Source organism: Sporosarcina sp. FSL K6-5500, from assembly GCF_038005665.1.
Lineage (GTDB): Bacteria > Bacillota > Bacilli > Bacillales_A > Planococcaceae > Sporosarcina > Sporosarcina psychrophila.
Genome location: NZ_JBBOTP010000001.1, coordinates 2,000,470 through 2,019,601 on the forward strand (window position 1 = coordinate 2,000,470; position 19,132 = coordinate 2,019,601).

At 40.1% G+C, this 19,132-nt stretch carries 18 protein-coding genes; 17 read left to right on the plus strand and 1 reads right to left on the minus strand.

Translation table 11 applies throughout. From position 1 onward, the window contains the following. The first annotated feature begins 71 nt into the window (after positions 1–71). From MKX62_RS09360 to MKX62_RS09400, 9 genes are all read left to right on the plus strand, one after another. Positions 72–380: a hypothetical protein gene (locus tag MKX62_RS09360; RefSeq protein WP_340741290.1), complete on the plus strand. Its 309-nt coding sequence runs from the start codon at positions 72–74 to the stop codon at positions 378–380. Between the two features lie 328 nt (positions 381–708). After that, positions 709–1,674 (plus strand): LacI family DNA-binding transcriptional regulator, encoded by a 966-nt coding sequence (locus MKX62_RS09365; protein ID WP_340741291.1) that lies wholly within the window; start codon positions 709–711, stop codon positions 1,672–1,674. A 116-nt stretch (positions 1,675–1,790) separates the two neighbouring features. Further along, positions 1,791–2,726, plus strand: a complete 936-nt coding sequence (locus MKX62_RS09370) for an ABC transporter permease (RefSeq protein WP_187046478.1) — start codon at positions 1,791–1,793, stop codon at positions 2,724–2,726. 20 nt (positions 2,727–2,746) lie between these two features. Beyond that, the gene (locus MKX62_RS09375) at positions 2,747–3,622 is read left to right on the plus strand and encodes a carbohydrate ABC transporter permease (RefSeq protein ID WP_187046479.1); all 876 of its coding nucleotides are present in this window, start codon (positions 2,747–2,749) and stop codon (positions 3,620–3,622) included. Between the two features lie 18 nt (positions 3,623–3,640). Continuing rightward, positions 3,641–5,245 (plus strand): extracellular solute-binding protein, encoded by a 1,605-nt coding sequence (locus MKX62_RS09380; RefSeq protein ID WP_187046480.1) that lies wholly within the window; start codon positions 3,641–3,643, stop codon positions 5,243–5,245. Positions 5,246–5,263: 18 nt separating this feature from the next. Beyond that, the gene (locus MKX62_RS09385) at positions 5,264–6,721 is read left to right on the plus strand and encodes a glycoside hydrolase family 32 protein (protein WP_340741292.1); all 1,458 of its coding nucleotides are present in this window, start codon (positions 5,264–5,266) and stop codon (positions 6,719–6,721) included. 18 nt (positions 6,722–6,739) lie between these two features. Continuing rightward, positions 6,740–7,612 carry an ROK family protein gene (locus MKX62_RS09390; RefSeq protein WP_445683548.1) on the plus strand — a complete coding sequence of 291 codons (873 nt, stop codon included), beginning with the start codon at positions 6,740–6,742 and terminating at the stop codon, positions 7,610–7,612. A gap of 184 nt (positions 7,613–7,796) precedes the next feature. After that, on the plus strand, positions 7,797–9,650 hold the full coding sequence (locus MKX62_RS09395) for a GH32 C-terminal domain-containing protein (RefSeq protein WP_340742568.1): 1,854 nt from the start codon (positions 7,797–7,799) through the stop codon (positions 9,648–9,650). A gap of 18 nt (positions 9,651–9,668) precedes the next feature. Then, on the plus strand, positions 9,669–10,271 hold the full coding sequence (locus MKX62_RS09400) for a maltose acetyltransferase domain-containing protein (protein WP_187046482.1): 603 nt from the start codon (positions 9,669–9,671) through the stop codon (positions 10,269–10,271). A gap of 345 nt (positions 10,272–10,616) precedes the next feature. Here the strand turns inward: MKX62_RS09400 and MKX62_RS09405 are convergent, their stop codons facing one another. After that, positions 10,617–11,246: a hypothetical protein gene (locus MKX62_RS09405; RefSeq protein WP_338653888.1), complete on the minus strand. Its 630-nt coding sequence runs from the start codon at positions 11,244–11,246 to the stop codon at positions 10,617–10,619. A gap of 77 nt (positions 11,247–11,323) precedes the next feature. On the opposite strand from MKX62_RS09405, the gene MKX62_RS09410 reads away from it, so the two are divergent. The 8 genes from MKX62_RS09410 to MKX62_RS09445 all read left to right on the plus strand — a co-directional run bounded on the left by MKX62_RS09410 (position 11,324) and on the right by MKX62_RS09445 (position 19,081). After that, positions 11,324–11,470: a hypothetical protein gene (locus tag MKX62_RS09410; protein WP_187046484.1), complete on the plus strand. Its 147-nt coding sequence runs from the start codon at positions 11,324–11,326 to the stop codon at positions 11,468–11,470. Positions 11,471–11,545: 75 nt separating this feature from the next. Next, complete coding sequence (locus MKX62_RS09415) at positions 11,546–13,246, plus strand: LytS/YhcK type 5TM receptor domain-containing protein (RefSeq protein ID WP_445683527.1); 1,701 nt, start codon at positions 11,546–11,548, stop codon at positions 13,244–13,246. Next, entirely contained in the window at positions 13,246–13,974 is a 729-nt protein-coding gene (locus tag MKX62_RS09420) for a LytR/AlgR family response regulator transcription factor (protein ID WP_338653885.1), read from the plus strand. Before MKX62_RS09415 ends, MKX62_RS09420 begins: the two co-directional genes overlap by 1 nt. Positions 13,975–14,231: 257 nt before the next feature. Continuing rightward, positions 14,232–15,662: a carbon starvation CstA family protein gene (locus tag MKX62_RS09425; protein ID WP_187046485.1), complete on the plus strand. Its 1,431-nt coding sequence runs from the start codon at positions 14,232–14,234 to the stop codon at positions 15,660–15,662. A gap of 101 nt (positions 15,663–15,763) precedes the next feature. Further along, positions 15,764–16,183, plus strand: a complete 420-nt coding sequence (locus MKX62_RS09430) for a GyrI-like domain-containing protein (protein ID WP_338653882.1) — start codon at positions 15,764–15,766, stop codon at positions 16,181–16,183. 146 nt (positions 16,184–16,329) lie between these two features. Then, entirely contained in the window at positions 16,330–17,136 is an 807-nt protein-coding gene (locus MKX62_RS09435; RefSeq protein ID WP_340741295.1) for a hypothetical protein, read from the plus strand. A 75-nt stretch (positions 17,137–17,211) separates the two neighbouring features. Then, complete coding sequence (locus MKX62_RS09440; protein ID WP_340741296.1) at positions 17,212–17,940, plus strand: MerR family transcriptional regulator; 729 nt, start codon at positions 17,212–17,214, stop codon at positions 17,938–17,940. 544 nt (positions 17,941–18,484) lie between these two features. Then, entirely contained in the window at positions 18,485–19,081 is a 597-nt protein-coding gene (locus tag MKX62_RS09445; RefSeq protein WP_255428558.1) for a hypothetical protein, read from the plus strand. The last annotated feature ends 51 nt before the right edge of the window (positions 19,082–19,132 follow it).

Sequence of the window (19,132 nt, forward strand, 5' to 3'; positions counted from 1 at the left end):
TTTCTGCCTGCTGAAGTGAAAAGTATACATTTTTCGTACCGTCATTACGGTTTATCAAAGGTGGGACTTGGTTGAGAGCGGGTTATAGCATTTTAAGGGAAATTCATAGGAAAAGCTTCATACCTAAAGCAAATGATTACGGGTTAAAAGAAAGAGAGTTTGAAAACAATATCTTTTTTTTAGAGAACAAAGGGTATCTAGAGAGAGTTTTAAGGATAAATGATGAATTCTCTCTAAATGCAGCCCGTTTAACTCAAAAAGGAATTGAGTTGTTGGAAGAACATAAAAAATACGAAGAATCATACCCAGGGCGGGAACAGTTAAAAGCATGGGTGCAAATTGAAAAAGAGCTGTATTCCAATGGGGCAGAAAAAAGGTGACAGGCACTCGTTCAGTCGTGAAAGTTCAAACAATCCCATTTGTTTGAAATGACATGATTGTTTTAGTGCCAGTGCCTTTTTTAAAACTGAGCGAAGAAGCCTTCATAGGGGGGCCTCCCACCATAGCGGATTCAATGGAATTCTTTATTTCAACCTATATAACGCAGCATAGACAAGAAAACCCGTCGATGAAGAAGGACGGGGTTTTTGCGTTTTATCTTACGACTTTGCTTGTAAGTGGCTTCCTTGGCCCGTACTAAATAGTAATATATGCTAAGATGTAATTAATATTGGGAATAAATATACTTTATATATGAGGAGACATATTATGAAAGTTAAATTAGAAGATGTTGCGAAAGCAGCCGGGGTGTCCCCAACGACTGTATCTCGGGTATTGAATAATAGAGGTTACATTAGTGAGCTGACGAAGAAAAAAGTAGAGGACGCCATCGAAGAATTGGATTATTACCCGAATGACGTTGCAAGGTCTCTGTTCAAAAAGAGAACGAATTTTATCGGACTAATCGTTCCGACGGTTAGTAATCCTTTTTTTGGAGAATTATCGTTGTATATTGAAAATATCTGCTCATCTTTAGGGTATAAAATTATTCTTTGTAATAGTTCAGGGCAATTTGAAAAAGAGAAGGCTTATTCGACGATGCTGATTCGACATCAAGTAGACGGTATTCTTGTTTGTTCGTATAACCGGGGAATCGATACGTATAAGTACCCGAAGCTCCCGATTGTTGCGATTGACCATTACTTGGCACCGACAATACCTGTAGTCGGTTCTGATAATTATATGGGTGGAAAATTGGCGGTTCAGCATTTAATCGATCGAGGATGTCTGTCAATTATTCATATTAATGGTCCTCTTGAATTAGAAACCCCCACCCAATATAGAAGAAAAGCTTATGAGGATCTGGTCGATAATCCCGTTACATATGAACTGCAGTTTGATGAAGAGGATATTGTATTATCAATCAGAAAAATTTTATTGGAACGCCCTGAAACAGATGGCATATTCGCCAGTGATGATTTGATGGCAGCCGCCTGTTTGCAAGTTGCAAGAGAATTGAACATTCAAGTACCCGAACAATTAAAGGTCATTGGTTATGATGGAACAAAAACGACGAGGAGCTTATTACCTCAGCTCACGACGATTAAACAACCAATTGAGGAAATTGCTAAAACTTCTGTGAAAAAATTAATGGATATGATTGATAACTCGGAACTTTCAGGTCCGTATGAAACGGTGTTGCCAGTTCAGCTATTAATCAATGAGACGACCTAATTTTCATGGGATTAGGTTTTTTTATTTTATTTTATGTCAAGCGGTTGACATATGAAAGCGGTTAACATACTATTAACTCACAAATCAAAAAATACTTAAGGGGGCTATGTATAGAGATGATTACTGATTCAAAAACAAACCGTAAGAGAAAAAGTTTGTTTCAGTATATGAAACAAAACTATATGCTGTATTTATTTTTAGCTCCAGCGATTATTTTGACAATTATCTTTAAATATATTCCAATGTACGGATCAATTATTGCCTTTAAAGATTTTAGTCCTATGAAAGGGATATGGGGAAGTGATTGGGTAGGGTTTGAGCATTTTACAAAATTTTTAACGTCCCCAAACTTCGGAGACATTTTTATGAATACGCTTAAACTAAGTGTTTTCGGGTTAGTGTTAGGATTTCCGGTACCGATTATTCTGGCATTAATGTTAAATCAGGTGAAACGAGCATCCATTAAGAAAAATATTCAACTCATTCTGTATGCACCGAATTTTATCTCAGTTGTTGTTATTACAGGGATGCTATTTATCTTCTTGTCACCAACGGGACCTATTAATACGATTTTATCGTTTTTCATGGACAAGCCGATTTCGTTCATGTCTGATCCAGATGCATTTGTATCCATCTATATTCTTTCGGGTATTTGGCAAGGTGCAGGCTGGGCTTCTATCATTTATGTGGCAGCGCTTTCTAATGTGGATCCTCAGCTACATGATGCAGCAACCATTGATGGAGCATCATTGTTGCAAAGAGTAAAGCATATCGATCTTCCGACATTAAAACCTATGATGGCTGTTCTATTTATCCTGGCGGCAGGTGGAATCATGGGCATTGGATTTGAGAAAGCCTATTTGATGCAAACCGCCATGAATATTCCAACGTCTGAAATTATTGCAACCTATGTTTACAAAGTGGGGCTACAAGCCGGAGACTATGCATACTCATCGGCAGTTGGATTATTTAACTCCATTATCAATGTGATTTTGCTTATTTTTGTGAACTACGTAGTTAAAAAACTAAATGAAGGTGAAGGTCTTTATTAAAAGGGGGACAAGATAGAGATATGAATTATTCGAAAAAAGATCGATTTCTGCTCATGATAAATAAGTATTTCCTCATTATTGCGACGTTGATTATTCTGTTGCCTTTGCTCTATGTGCTGTTAGCCTCATTTTTAGAACCTAACGTTTTGCTAAGTAAAGGCATATCGTTCAATCCGGACGATTGGAGTGTGCAAGGCTATGTGAAAATTTTGCAAAACGAAGCGATTATTAGAGGGTTCTTTTACTCGATTCTGTACTCAGTTGGATTTGCTTTGGTGACAGTTATTGTTTCCATACTAGCTGCTTATCCATTATCGGTTGAGGGCTTTAGGGGTACGAAAGTCATTATGATTTTCTTCCTTATCACAATGTTTTTCAGTGGTGGTTTAATCCCGACGTATTTAGTGATCAAGGATCTAGGGATGTTAAATAGCATATGGGCTATTATTTTGCCAGGTGCGATTAGTGTCTGGAATATTATTTTAGCTAGAACATATTTCAAAGCCATTCCAAAGGAACTACAGGAAGCGGCAAAAATCGACGGGGCATCTGATTTACTTATATTCTTCAAGATTATTTTACCGCTATCTAAACCGATTATTTTTGTTCTTGCCTTATATGCCTTTGTAGGACAATGGAATTCTTATTTTGACGCCATGATTTACTTAGAGGATGCTAAATTGCATCCATTGCAATTGGTGTTACGTTCGATTCTTATCCAAAATGAAGTACAGCCTGGTATGATTGGCGATCAGCTTGCCATGGCAGAGTTGAAAAAGATGTCGGAAATGATTAAATACTCATCTATTATTCTTTCTAGTTTACCTCTAATCATTATGTATCCTTTCTTCCAGAAGTATTTTGAAAAAGGCGTAATGGTTGGTTCAATAAAATAAAAAAATGGGGGTTTTAGTATGAAAAAGAGCAACAAGGCACTATCAGCTTTACTCGTGACGGGATTATTATTTGCGGGATGTAGCAAAGATAGTGGCACGTCATCTGAAGCTTATGAGCTAAAAGATATCACATTTCCATTGGAAGAAGCAGTGAGCTTAAAATTCATGACACAAAGCTCACCTTTAGCACCGACAGACCCGAATGAAAAGCTAATTTACAAACGATTAGCAGAAAAGTCGGGTGTCAATATTGAATGGAAAAACTATACGACTGATTCATTTATTGAAAAGAGAAACTTGACGGTTGCGAGTGGTGATTTGCCAGATGCTATTCTAGACGCCGCTTACAGTGACTATGATCTTCAAAAATTAGGGAAGGATGGCACGATTATTCCCGTGGAAGATCTCATCGACCAGTATATGCCGAATTTGCAAAAGGTATTAGAAGCAAAACCGGAATACAGGTCTATGATTACGGCAACAGATGGCCATATCTACGCATTCCCTTGGATTGAGGAATTAGGAGCAGGTAAAGAAAACATTCACTCCATTGACACGTTTCCATGGATTAACGTGGATTGGCTAAACAACTTAGGATTGGACATGCCAACCAATGTAGAAGAGTTAAAAGAAGTGTTGCTAGCCTTCAAAGATGACGATCCAAACGGCAATGGACAAGCCGATGAAATCCCGCTTTCTTTCATCATTAACAAAGGTGGGGAGGATCTTGCATTTTTGTTCAATCCATTTGGCTTGGGGGATAATTGGGATCACACGGTCGTTTCCAACGACGGTGAAGTAATCTTTACAGCAGCAGACGAAGGTTACCGTGATGCCATGATGTACTTTGCGGACCTGTATAAAAATAACCTCATTGATGAAGAAGCTTTTGAACAAGACTTCAATACGTATGTGGCAAAAGGAAAAGACGAGAAATATGGTTTATATTTCACGTGGGATAAAGCGAACATTAGTGGCGACAACGATCACTATGAACTGATGCCTCCGCTTGCTGATGCTGAAGGTAATATCCATGTTGCGCGCACAAATGGCATGGGCTTTGACAGAGGGAAAATGGTTATCACAAGTGCCAATGAAAACTTAGAGTTAACAGCTAAATGGATTGACCAACTTTATGATCCTGTGCAATCTGTGCAAAATAACTGGGGAACTTATGGAGATACAGAGCAACAAAATATCTTTGAGTTTGACGAGAATACCAATAAGCTAAAACATCTTGCACTGGAAGGAACTGCCCCCGTTGAGCTAAGACAAAAAACAAATATTGGCGGACCATTGGCTATTCTTGATGAATACTATGGCACTGTTACGACAAAGCCAGATGACGCAATAGAAAGATTGGATTTAATGAAGGAAGTCATGTCACCGCATATGAATGCCGACAATATTTATCCGAAAGTATTTTTCTCTCTTGATGAGTTAAAAGAGCTATCGACAATCGAAGCAGATTTATTCGCTTATGTCCACAGAAAACGAGCGGAGTGGATTAAAAATGGAAAGGCAGAAGAAGAGTGGGGCGAGTATTTGGCGGAGCTAGATCGATTGAATTTCCCTACTTGGCTACAAATTAAACAAGATGGCTATGACCGAAATTCAAACTAACAGAGGAGGAAATAGTAATTGCCGACTTATAATCTTGAGAAGTATAGACCAACCTTGCACTTTGCACCACAGAAAAATTGGATGAATGATCCGAACGGAATGGTTTATTTTAAAGGTGAATATCATTTATTCTTTCAGCATAATCCAAATGATAGCATATGGGGTCCCATGCATTGGGGCCATGCTGTCAGTCGGGATATGATTGAATGGCAGGAATTGCCGATCGCCCTCTATCCAGATGAACTAGGGACCATTTTTTCAGGAAGTGCTGTAGTAGACTGGCATAATACAACGGGTCTTTTCCCGGATGAGCCAGGAATTGTAGCGATTTTTACGCATCATTTGGATAAGGCTGATGGAACGACGGCTATTCAAACGCAAAGTCTTGCCTATAGTCATGACCAAGGCCGAACATGGACGAAGTACGAAGGGAATCCTGTACTCGGGCACCCGACAAAAGTAGATTTTAGGGACCCGAAAGTGTTTTGGCATACTAAAACGGCAAAGTGGCTGATGACGTTAGCAACAGGACAAACGGTGACTTTTTACTCGTCACCGAATTTAATAGACTGGCAATTTGAAAGTGAGTTTGGGGATAATATTGGCTCCCATGATGGTGTTTGGGAATGTCCTGATCTATTTGAATTAGTCGTGGATAATAGTGAAGAGAAGAAGTGGGTGTTATTGGTCAGTATTGGGGACAACCCTCAATTTGATAGTGGCTCAAGAACGCAATACTTTGTAGGTTCTTTTGATGGCTCTACTTTTACAGCTGACCATCAAGAGATTCAATGGCTAGATTTTGGAAAAGACAATTATGCTGGTGTTAGTTTTTCAGATATTCCTACTGAGGATGGTCGAAGAATATATCTGGGCTGGATGAGTAATTGGCGCTATGCCAACGAAGTACCGACTGAGGGTTGGAGAAGCCAGATGACGTTGCCGAGAACGTTAGCGTTACAACATGTTGGAGATCAGCTACTGGTCGTTCAAAATCCCGTCAAGGAACTAGATTCATACTTTACGAAAGTTGTTGAAATTGACGATGTGCTAATCAACGGCGAAGAGACAAAAACGTTTGCGGTGGATAAGTCGAGTGTGGAGATTGTTTTAACGATTGATAATCATGATGCGAAGCAATTCGGTGTCGAGTTGTCCCATACGGAAAGCCAAAAAACGTTGCTAACGATAGATGCAGAGACGAATTATGTCACGTTGGATAGAAAGAATTCGGGAGAGATTACATTCTCGGAAAACTTTTCGAATCGCCAAGAGTTGAACCTGCAAGTTACAAATCAGATGAAATTGCGTATTATTGTAGATTCTTCTTCTATTGAAATATTCTTGAATGAGGGTGCTTATGCTTTAACGAGCCTGATTTATCCGGATAAGGTCTGTGAAGAGATTGCCCTATTCGCATCAGGTGGAGCTATCCAATTAACAAATAGCTATATTTCAGTATCTCACTCATTATAAGTATGGAGAGGAGAATGTATCTTGCTAGGTGCAATTGAAGCAGGTGGAACAAAGTTTGTCTGTGCTGTGGGGGATATGGATTTTAATGTAATTGAGCTGATTGAAATTCCAACAACAACCCCTACTAAGACTATGGAGAAAGTTCAGGAATTCTTTCAACAATTTGAGATTCAAGCATTAGGAGTGGGCTTATTCGGTCCGGCTGATATTAACCCGAACTCTGCAAGTTATGGTTGTATTACAACGACGCCTAAAGTACAATGGCAGCATTTTAATATCCTGTCTTCGTTAAAAGAGTACTTGGATGTCCCGATAGTGTTCGATACGGATGTCAATATTGCAGCATTGGGAGAGGCGGAGTTTGGAGCTGCTCAGGATGTTGATAGCTGTATCTATATCACGATTGGGACTGGCATCGGCGTGGGCGCGGTGAATAATGGCAAAATGCTGCATGGAATTAGTCATCCTGAGATGGGGCATGTCACGGTCAGAAGACATCCAGATGATCATTTCAAGGGCGGTTGTCTTTTCCACCTAGATTGTTTGGAGGGACTAGCTTCTGGACCAGCGATTGAAAAAAGATGGGACCAGAAAGCTATGTTGCTTGAAGGTCGACCGGAAGTGTGGGAAATCGAAGGCTATTATATCGCTCAAGCGTTAATGACGTATATTCTAACGCTATCACCCGAAAGAATTATTCTAGGTGGTGGGGTCATGAGGCAAAGACAATTGTTGCCCGTTATTTACAAACATTTGCAGGCGATGAATAATCATTATTTAGTTTTCCCGCAGCTGGAGGACCAGATGGCTAATTATATTGTAACACCTGGCATCGAAGGGTTTTCAGCGATTAAAGGTGCGTTTTATTTGGCTAAGGGTGAGTTGCAATAGGGACCCTTTGAACTTGCTTTGACGAGAGGCACCCCCTAGCACCGCAGTGAATTCAATGACATTCTTTATTTTAACCTATCTAGAATCAAAATAAGAGATCAAATCGATTGTTTTATTGCAATTGGTTTGGTCTTAAATTTTGCTTAAAAGCGCTTAAATTAGGGGGAGTGAAGATATTTTGAAAATGAAAAGACTAATTGTTACGATGATGGGGATGTTGGTTTTTCTAGTCGGATGCAGTGAAGTTGAACCAGATGTAAAGGGGGATAAAGATTTGAAGGCAGTGGGTCTTCGTAAGAAGCAGGCAGCGAATGCTGATTATTATACGGAAATGTATCGGCCACAATATCATTTTTCAACGCCATCAGGGAATTTAGCGGATCCAAATGGACTTATTTATTTTGAAGGAGAATATCATTTATTTCATCAAAAGAATGGTAACTGGGCGCATGCCATTAGTACAGATATGCTCCATTGGGAACACTTTCCTGTCGCTTTGGAGCATGATTTTCTTGGACAAGCCTTATCGGGGAGTACAGTTGTAGACTGGAATGATTCCAGTGGATTATTTGATGGGAATTCTGGTTTAGTTGCCTTTTATACGAGTACCGAGGGCGGCGAAGCGCAGGGGATGGCGTATAGTAAAGATAAAGGGAGAACATGGGAGCGCTATGAAGGCAACCCAATCATTGAAAATCCCGGTATCAAAGACTTCCGCGATCCAAAAGTATTTTGGCATGAGGATACAAATAAGTGGGTCATGGTGATTTCTACGAATCAGAGTGTTGCGTTTTACAACTCTGATAACTTGATTGATTGGACGTTTCAAAGTCAATTTGGAGATGATGAAGGCTCACATGTTGCTGTATGGGAGTGTCCGGATTTATTCCAGCTACCAATCAATGGAAATCTGGGGAATCAGAGGTGGGTTCTGCATGTGAGTGTTGGAGATAATGATGTAACGAATGGTTCAACAGCTCAATATTTCATCGGAGAGTTTGATGGAACGAAGTTTGTTAATGACAATTCCCCAGAAACAGTGCTAACGACTGATTTCGGACAAGACTTTTATGCGGCACAGTCATTTTCTGATATCCCCGATGAGGATGGCAGAAGAATTTGGCTAGGCTGGATGGCGAATTGGCGCTATCCATACCAATCTCCAACAGATCCATGGATGGGCTCCATGTCGATTCCGCGTGAGTTATCACTTCGGACAATCGAAGGTGGTAGTATTCGGCTTTTCCAAGGACCTATTAAGGAAATAGAAAGCTTGCGGGCAAATGCTCATCATGTGGAGGCATTCCGGTTAGAGGGCGATCATCCGATTGATGCATTTGCGAGTACAACATTTGAATTTGAAATGATCGTGGAATGGGATGATGTAGAGGAGTTCGGTATTCGCCTTCGCCAATCCGAAGAGGAAGAAGCCGTATTTGGCGTCGATACAGCAACGAATAAAATCTTCTTGGATCGTTCAAATGCAGGACTGGAACAATTGACGGATCGGAACGGAAATATGTATCAGTTTGGTAACCGTCACGAAACAGATTATCCAATGGAGCGAAAACAGATTAAAATAAGAGGTCTTGTAGATGAATCTTCCATTGAGTTATTTATTAATGAAGGTGAATTCGCGTTTACTAAATTGATTTATACAAAGCCGACGAATAATGCCATTGAATTGTATACAAAGGGTGGCAGCGTGGATGTCGTGCTATTGGACTTCTTTGAGTCGCATTCGACATGGCGAGAACGTTCACAGGCGGATGAAATGACGGGTATTGTAGTTAGCGAAGAATATGCCACATTAAAAGTTGGAGAAACAACAACCATTCATGCGCAGGTGAAGCCGAATGGTTATGATTATGATGAGGGCTATACATGGGAAGTTGAACAGTCGCATGTAGTGGGAATCACAGAGCAGAATGATTCAACGATTTCTTTGGAAGCTTTGGAACCAGGTGTTACAAATATCACCGTGAGTGATGCGGCTGGAAAGGTTACGAAAGTGATGAAGGTTAGGGTTCATTCGTAATAGAGGAGGAGAATCACAATGAAAACAGAGAAAGAAAAAATGCTAGCTGGCGAATTGTATTGTCCCTCGGATCTTGAATTAACAAAAGAACGGGAAAACGCTCGTCGTTTAACGAGGTTATTTAATGGGACGATGGAAAATGAACATAGGGAACGGACTAAATTATTAAAAGAGCTATTTGGTTCAACTGGTAAGGAACTTAATATTGAGCCTAGCTTGCGTTGTGATTATGGATCTAATATTCATGTCGGTGATAACTTCTACGCTAATTTTGATAGCGTGTTTTTGGATGTATGTGAAATTAGGATTGGTGATAATTGTATGATTGCTCCCGGTGTACATATTTACACAGCTACACATCCAGTAAATCCATTGGAACGAATTTCGGGTGTAGAGTATGGCAAGCCAGTCACAATTGGTGATAATGTGTGGATTGGTGGGAGAGCTGTTATTAACCCTGGAATAACCATCGGAAATAATGTAGTGATCGCATCAGGAGCGATTGTGACAAAAGATGTACCGGATAATGTGATTGTAGGTGGGAACCCGGCGAAAATTATTAAAGAGATTGATGTAGAGGGACGCCTACTTAATTCAGCGGATTTTGAGAAACGCGGGTAGATTCATAATACGAAGAAAAAATCGGTTAGAGAAATAATCATTTCTCTAACCGATTTTAATTTGCACAATATATTCAGCTTGGCAGACAACGATGGGCGAACACAAGAATCCCGTAACTGTTTGTCCAAGATTTAAAAGAGGTTTGAGTGCTGAACGTTGACCTTTAAACAGTAAAGAACTTTAATGCGTAAGTTTTACAGCTTTGAGATTTAAGCCTTGAGCTTTTATCATCATTACTTGTAGATTAAGTTGTAAGTTGGGTGTTGGTTTTACTTGTTCCCCAAAGAAATACCAACAAAAGAAGGGTCTTGTGGATATCGTTTTCGAATACTCATGCAAGGCTAGTTATACGTTAACTGTTGTAAGTGCATTCGATTCAGAAAGCACTGCGTCTACTTCTGCTTTGAAGTTTGTAATTTTTTCATCTAATGCTTCGATTCGTGTACTGATTTTGAGTGGATCGATTAAAATATATTCATTTCGTTCCATGAATGCCTTTGTATGTAGCTCAACTTCTTCTTTTTTTGCGTTTTCTTTGCTACCTAAAATAGCCGTTAAGTACTCTTCTAAGCGTTTTGGAAGGGACTCATTTTCTTTTGTGAGCTTGTTGATGGCTATTCTCCGGGCTTCAATCATGGAGGTCAGTAACTTTTCTTCATTTTCAATAGAGGTTTTACGCTCGATTGCTTTGGCAACAGTCATAGTTTCACCAGCGACGATTACTTCTGTCATTGCGTTCGATTGTACAATTGCATCTTTAATGTGGATGCGTCGTTCGATTAATGAAACGACTTTATCAAAACCTGATTGGATTGTTTTTTCGTAGTCTTCGATGGAAAGGCCTTTAATTTTTTGAGCAGATTTGCGGTCTGTTGCCACATGATCTGCTTCATTAATAGCTTTCGCAATGCGCTCGTTTAAGGTTTTTAATTCTGATAAAGCGCGATGGATCGACATTGTTTGCATAGTCGTCATTTAATCATCCTCCATAATGGCTTTGTTTATGAAAGTATACCATAAATAACCAGTATTGACAGTGAGGAAGTGGATAGATGACATTGGTAGTTGTGGACAAGGTTTGTGAAATTATCCTCGGTTATTTACAGGGAACGGTGTTGCTTTTGCTAATCATAAACTCACTCCCTGCTTTATTAAAAACTGAAAATAAAGATATGTATACAAGTGAGTTTAAAGTATAATTTAGGGAATGTTCTTTTTAAATTGGGGGGATTTCGCTGTTAGACTTGCTTGTCATAATGTTGGAAAGAGTGGGCATGATTGTAGCAGTTGCCTTCATTTTAACTCGTTTTCAGTTCTTTAAAGATTTGGTTCATCATGACAAATTGAATCGCAAGCAGGAGCTTACGGCGATTTTGTTTTTTGGTTTTTTCGGTATTGTGGGTACGTATTTTGGGGTTGCGCTTAATATGAATACACTGCATTTTAATAGTGTTGCAACGGTATTGACTTCGGATGAGGCAATTGCGAACTCGCGTGTTATTGGCGTTGTTGTTGCGGGTTTGTTAGGTGGCTATCGTGTGGGGATTGGGGCTGGACTGATTGCCGGTATTCATCGCATGACCTTGGGTGGGTTTACTGCAATCTCTTGCGGCCTGTCAACAATCGTTGCAGGCGTGGTGGCTGGTGCTTTTTATCGGAAAGGGAAAGCACTTAAACCGCTTACCGTTTTTGGCATTGGTGCACTTGCGGAAGCCATGCAGATGAGCATGATTCTGTTGATTTCCAAACCGTTTGAGAAAGCGTTCACTTTGGTTGAGGTAATCGGCGTGCCGATGATTCTGGCCAATGGTGTCGGTACGGCCCTTTTTCTGTTGATCGTCCATAATGTCATCAGTGAACAGGAGAAAGTGACGGCAATGCAGGCCCAGAAAACGCTGCGCATTGCGAACCAGACACTCGGCTACTTGAGAACTGGCATGAACACTGACACCGCGCAAGCTGTCTGCACGATTTTATTCCGTGAATTACAACCCAGTGCGGTCGCCATGACTAATAAAACGGATATCCTTGCCCATGTTGGAATAGCGAGTGATCATCACAAGGTAGGCAGCCCGATTCGTACGGATGAAACAAAAGATGTCATTCGTCATGGCAAATTGGTTGTTGTCAATGATGGTACCATCCATTGTGATTATCCGGGCTGTCGATTAGGAGCAGCAGTAATTGCTCCCCTCATAAGGCGTGGAGAAACGATTGGGACACTAAAACTGTATTATCCATCTGAAAAAGTGATTACGGATGTCAGCATCGAACTGATTGCCGGACTGAGTTCACTATTAAGTAACCAATTAGAAATCGCGGAAACCGATCGTGCGTATCAGTTGGCAAAAGAAGCGGAAATCAAGGCATTGCAGGCTCAGATTAGTCCTCACTTTTTATTTAATTCTCTAAATATGATTATGTCCTTGATTCGCACGGATCCCGATCAGGCGCGAAAGTTACTGACGTCTTTGTCTTACTTTTTACGGCAAAACGTGACAGGTACAACGGCAACTCAAATATCCCTAGAACAAGAACTATCGCATGTAAAATCATATTTGGAAGTTATAGAAGCAAGATTTGTAGATAGACTGACGATTTTGTATGATGTCGATGACAATCTATTGGATGAAAAGATTCCCCCTTTCACATTGCAGCCAATTGTTGAGAATGCGATTCACCATGGCATTAATGATATGGAGAAAAACAGTATCATCAAAATGACCGTGCATAATGTAGGTACAGAAATCGAAATCAGAGTGGAAGACAATGGGAAAGGAATCACTCCTGAACGGATTGCGATTTTGGGCTCGGCCCAGATTGAGTCTGAAACTGGAACTGGAGTGGGGCTATTCAATGTCAATCGCCGCTTAATGATGACGTTTGGTGACCAAGCCGCATTATCAATCAAGAGTGAACGAAATGAGGGGACAACAATTTCGTTTCGTATTCCCAAATTGGAGGTAGGCGTGTGATGCGAACAATCCGTACCTTAGTCGTAGATGATGAACGATATGCCCGTGAAGAATTAACATATTTACTCAGCAAATTTCCCGATGTGCAAGTGGTGGGGGAGGCAGAAAGTGGAGAGGCTGCCATATTAAAAACAGTGCAGTTAATGCCAGACGTCGTTTTTTTGGATGTGGAGATGCCCAAAATGAATGGGGTTGAGGTAGCTAAAGTACTGGTAGAATTAAAAAAAGTCCCGCTTATCATTTTTGCAACCGCTTATCCCCAATTTGCAGCGGAAGCGTTTCGAATTAATGCCATTGATTATTTATTAAAACCGTATGATGAAGAGCAGTTGAAGCAAACGATTCATCGGATTGAAAAAATAGTGTATCCATCTCTACCACCTGATACCGCAGAAAAACTTGGAAAATTGGCAGTAGAAGCAGGTGGCGAGATTGATTATATTCTTCCACAAGATATTTTGTATATGTATCGGGATGAAAAAGTGACCAAAATCATAACTCGAACGGATAACTATGAAATACGGACAACATTAAAAGAACTTGAAAGTCGATTGGTACCGTTTTCATTTTTTAGGATTCATAAAGGCTACCTCGTTAATTTGATATATGTCAGCCGATTGACGCCCTGGTTTAACGGTGCTTATCGGCTTGAACTGGAAGGTCTGGATGAGAAACTTTCCGTCAGTAGAAATTATGTGAAGAATTTGCGGGAAAGGTTGGAATTATGATTTTCAACTGAATCTAATTCTTGTTAGCTATAATCACCGCGTGAAAGTCTGAAGTGGTTTAACTTGTTAATTCATTATATACCTGTTGAGCCTCCTTGTTTGCCTGTTATTCTGCCAAACTAGCATGTTACGCCGAAAAGCTTCTATTTCAGAAAAATTGCCATAGACTGAATATATGGGATTACATTCTGAAAAGGGGAATGAAGAGTAGGTAGTGTGGCACGGTAGATTTAACAAAAGTGAATAGGGGTGTATAAATGATTACATTTTTTAGCGCAATTGTACTGTTAGTCGTCGGATACTTTACGTACGGAAAATTCATTGAAAAGATTTTTGATCCTGCTGATGCTCGAAAGACACCTGCTTATGCAAATGCAGATGGCATTGACTATGTGCCGATGAACAAACATAAAAATGCGTTAATCCAACTCCTGAATATAGCAGGAACAGGCCCGATTTTTGGACCTATTATGGGTGCTTTATTTGGACCAGTTGCGTTCTTGTGGATTGTTTTTGGAGCGATTTTTGCTGGGGCAGTGCATGACTATTTAACGGGCATGATTTCAATTCGGAATAAAGGGGCACATATTCCGGAATTGGCAGGAAAATTCTTGGGTAACGTTTCTAAACATATTGTAAACGTTTTCGCTTTGTTACTCCTTCTATTAGTTGGAACTGTATTTGTCACGACTCCAGCATCGTTATTAAGTTTATTATTAAATGGTAAAGTAGCTATATGGATTTTGATAACTGTCATTTTTATTTATTATTTCTTATCTACAATTCTTCCGATTGATAAAATAATTGGTAGACTATACCCGTATTTTGGTGCTGTTCTGTTGATCGGAACAGTTGGGGTCGGAGGCGCTTTGCTATTCTCGGATTATACGATTCCGGAATTGACATTAGCTAATTTGCATCCAGATAATGTACCGATTTTCCCAATTCTTTTCTTCACTATTACTTGTGGTGCTTTATCTGGATTTCATGCGACACAATCACCAATTATTTCTCGAACAGTGCAAAAAGAATCGCAGGGGCGTTATGTATTTTATGGCATGATGATTACTGAAGCTGTTATTGCGATGATCTGGGCTGCTGCAGCGATGAGTATGTTGGATGGGCAAACATTAAGTGAATTCATCAAAACAGGGACACCTTCTTCTGTTGTCAATGAAGTATCCATGACATTATTAGGAGCTGTTGGTGGAACGATTGCTGTATTAGGTGCTGTTGTACTACCCATTACGTCAGGGGATACAGCGTTCCGTGCCGCACGATCTATTATTGCTGATTACTTGAAGATTGATCAGAAAAAATTAGTGAAACGTTTAATGATTGCTGTTCCTTTGTTTGTTGTATCTGCTTTATTAACACAAATTGACTTCAACCTGTTATGGAGATACTTCTCTTGGGCAAACCAAGCGACTGCCGCTATCGCATTATGGATAGCGACCATGTATCTATTTATTAAAGGGAAGAACTACTTTGTGTCGTTAGTACCCGCGTTGTTTATCACCTATATGGTATTCGTTTATATTTTAAATCAAAAGATCGGATTTAACTTAGATTTAAAATTATCGTTTATAGTTGGGATTGTGTTAACTGCTATTTTGGCGGTGATGTTCTTTGTGAAAGCTAAGAAAAATAAAGCAAATAAGATAGAGACAGATGTAATTATTGAATAAGGATAAAAAGATGGACTCAATTGAGTTCATCTTTTTTATGGACAGCAAAAATTCCTCTGATTGAATTATCATTGTATAGTTGAATAAAGGAGGAGATTCACATGGAAACACGCGTCATTGAAGTTGAGGAGTTCAATGTTAAAGGGTATGGATTGAAAGGACCGCTGTCAGAAATTCCGGGTAAATGGGATGTGCTGAATATGGAACTTGCCGAGAACGGAATCGTTGCAGAAGAATCATTTGGACTTTGCTTAGCGATGAAAGATGGGGAAATTCACTACATCGCCGGCGTCAAATCGAATCTTGCCAAAGGATTGCAGAATACAGAAGAAGCTGTGGTCCCAGCTGGCAAGTTCGTCGTTGCAAAGGTAGAAGGTGGAGTCCACGCGATACCAACCGCGTTTAATGCACTTATGAAAACGGATGGTATTCAACTGCGAAATTGTTTTAGTTTTGAACGATATGTTCATCCTGAAGGTTCGAACGGGTATGACATTGAGGTTTGGCTACCGATTGAGTGATAGAAAAAAGGTAACGAATTGTGTGCAATGAAGAGATTACGGTTCATTCCGTGGATCTCTTTTCTATTGTTAGAACATTTGGATAGTAGTTGACAATTGGTAGTCTAATCCATCAACATAAATGTAAGGGATGGTGAGGAAGAAGATTGATAGAAATCTATAGAAAGACATGGATTTCCGGTTTTGTTATCGGGATAGGGTTGGCGATTTTTTGCATTTTATTTTACTTCATTGGTTATACAAGTTTCATGGAAAATGGAGATGTGCTAGTTATAAACGGCATATTTGCGTTATGTTCGATCGGGACGGGATTTCGATTCAAAAGCGTACATGAGAAATTAGTCAATGAAACAATCGACATATCAGTGAGCACATTGAACTTGGAGAATTTAGATGAATTGATTCTCAAACGAATTCCTTCTTTTTTGTTCAAAATGTATAACGTCGATTCAGATGGCAATTCACTGTTTGTCATTGAACCATCCAAAGGGCGGTTGTCGAGATGGCTAACATTTTTCGAACTATTTGAGAAGGGGTTTATCATTCCGGTGCACTACGACGTCGTAGATACAAACGGACAACTGCTAGCGACAATCACAATCCGAAGTAATATAAAGCGTGACGAACTTACATTAAAGGAACCGGATGGTACAGTCATGGCCGCTTACGTGCAGCAACATTGGAAAGCAAAACTCAAAAATCAAGGCGTTTTGTATCATGCAGATGGTTCGGTCTGGCGAGAACTTGAAGCGAAGTCAATAGCGGGCGATCTCGACGTGAAAGATGATGAGGGGCGTATGACGGCCAGATACCGTTTTGGTATTTTTCCGTATGCAATGAGACCGATCTTTCAAAGTACTGCCCATCATGAGCATATCCAGTTCGGGGCACATATTTCATCCGATGAAAAGCTGGCGTATACAATGGTGTTTTTCCTATGGCTCAAAGGATGAATTAAATCTCTTTTAGGTGTTGACTCTCACGTTACGTCATACTTTATAGTTAGTTTTGAAGGGAGGCGGGAAGCGATGAAAGTGAAAGAAGTATCGCAGTTGACCGGTGTTAGTGTGCGCACACTCCATCATTATGATGACATCGGTTTGTTAACGCCAGATTGTACGACTGAAGCAGGGTACCGGCTTTATTCGGACGATAATTTGGCGACGTTGCAGCAAATTCTGTTCTTTCGTGAACTTGGCTTCTCTTTGAAAAAAATCAAAGAACTGCTTACGAGTCCTGCATTTAGTCGGCAGGAAGCTTTTGAAATGCAGCGTAAAATGCTCCATGAAAAGCGCAAGCAGCTTGATAGTATGATCAAAACGATTGAGAAGACAATTCAACATGGAAAAGGGGAATTAGTAATGACAAACGAAGAGAAATTTAAAGGGTTCGATTTCAGCAAGAACCCATATGAACAAGAGGCGAAAGCGCGTTGGGGCGATAAAGCGGTAGATGCATCTAAAAAGAAGGTTGCACAGTTCGGACCGGAAATTCAAGAGGAAATGAATCGCATATACTTTAATCTTGCGGAGCTCCGCAATACTTCACCGTCTTCGGACGAAGCGCAAGAAGCAATCGGCGATTGGTTCAATATGCTGAATACTAATTTTGGAACGTACTCGCTTGAGGCCTTTAAAGCACTTGGTGAAATGTATGTTGCGGATGAAAGATTTACGAAGAATATCGACCAGTTTGGAGATGGTCTTGCACTGTTTATGAGGGATGCGATGGCGGTTTATGTCGAAAAGGGAAAATAAGACAGAGAGTCTAGGATATAACTTTGCATCTCTGTAGGTCTGTGTTAAAGTCATGTATAATGGCTCACGAGAGACGTATAGTAGAACAAGGACTTTAAAATGGGGGCACCCGAACAAATGGGTGTCTATTATGGCTGTACTAATTCGCAGAGCGAACAAATTCGTTCGCTCTGTTTTTTTGATTCGGTATCCGAACCTTCTCGGGAAAATGAAACCCCAGCCCCTTATGAAACGTATAGTAAGTATAAAGAAATTTAGTTTATCCCGCAATAACGGGCAGTAAGATCCCCACTTCAAGTCATCAAGGACACGAGAAGAATAAGTGGGGGATCAACTGCCCGTAAAAGCCCGAATGGTTAAACTAACAATCAGAGGGGGATGATAACCCCCCTCTGATTGAAGATTAACTTTATCAACTGTCTTAAATACCCGTTACTATCTAGGTCCCGGGTCTTAGACAGTTTCCATCCACAGCCGGTTTAGTTAACCTATCGGAACGTACATAATGGATGTAACAGTAAGAGATCGCAAGGGGTTGATAGTCATGAAAAAAACAATATATATCGTGCTTACGGATACGGGGACGTTGCTGTCAAAAGCGATTGGGATGTATACGCGGAAGGATTTAAATCATACGTCAATCGCGTTTGATGAACAGCTGAACGAGATGTACAGTTTCGGTCGAAAGCAGCGGCATAATCCTTTCGTAGGTGGGTTTGTGAAAGAAAGTGCTACAGAGGGCATATTCCGGCAAGCAACATGTGAGGTTTATAGTTGTGAAGTGACAATTGAAGAATACACACGCATGCTTGATAAAATCCGCTTAATTGAACAGAATAAAGAACTTTATAAATATAATTTCATTGGTTTATTTGGCGTGGCTCTGAATAAGGGAATTCAACGTAAGCATGCATTTTTCTGTTCACAATTTGTGGCGATGGTCGTAAATGAAGGCGGCTTACAAATGTTTAATATTTCACCAAGTTTAGTGCAGCCACATCATTTTTCACAATTGCCCTGTTTGGAGCCTGTTTTTGAAGGTGATTTACAGACGTATTTGGATCAGACGAGGGGCCAACAAGAACGACAGCCTATCCGTATGAGTGTGTGGAAGAGTTTAGCATTTCGATTACTGGCCTAAATAAGTAACCTATTTATCGTGAGAGTACTTCGGTTTATCGAGGGGACTCTC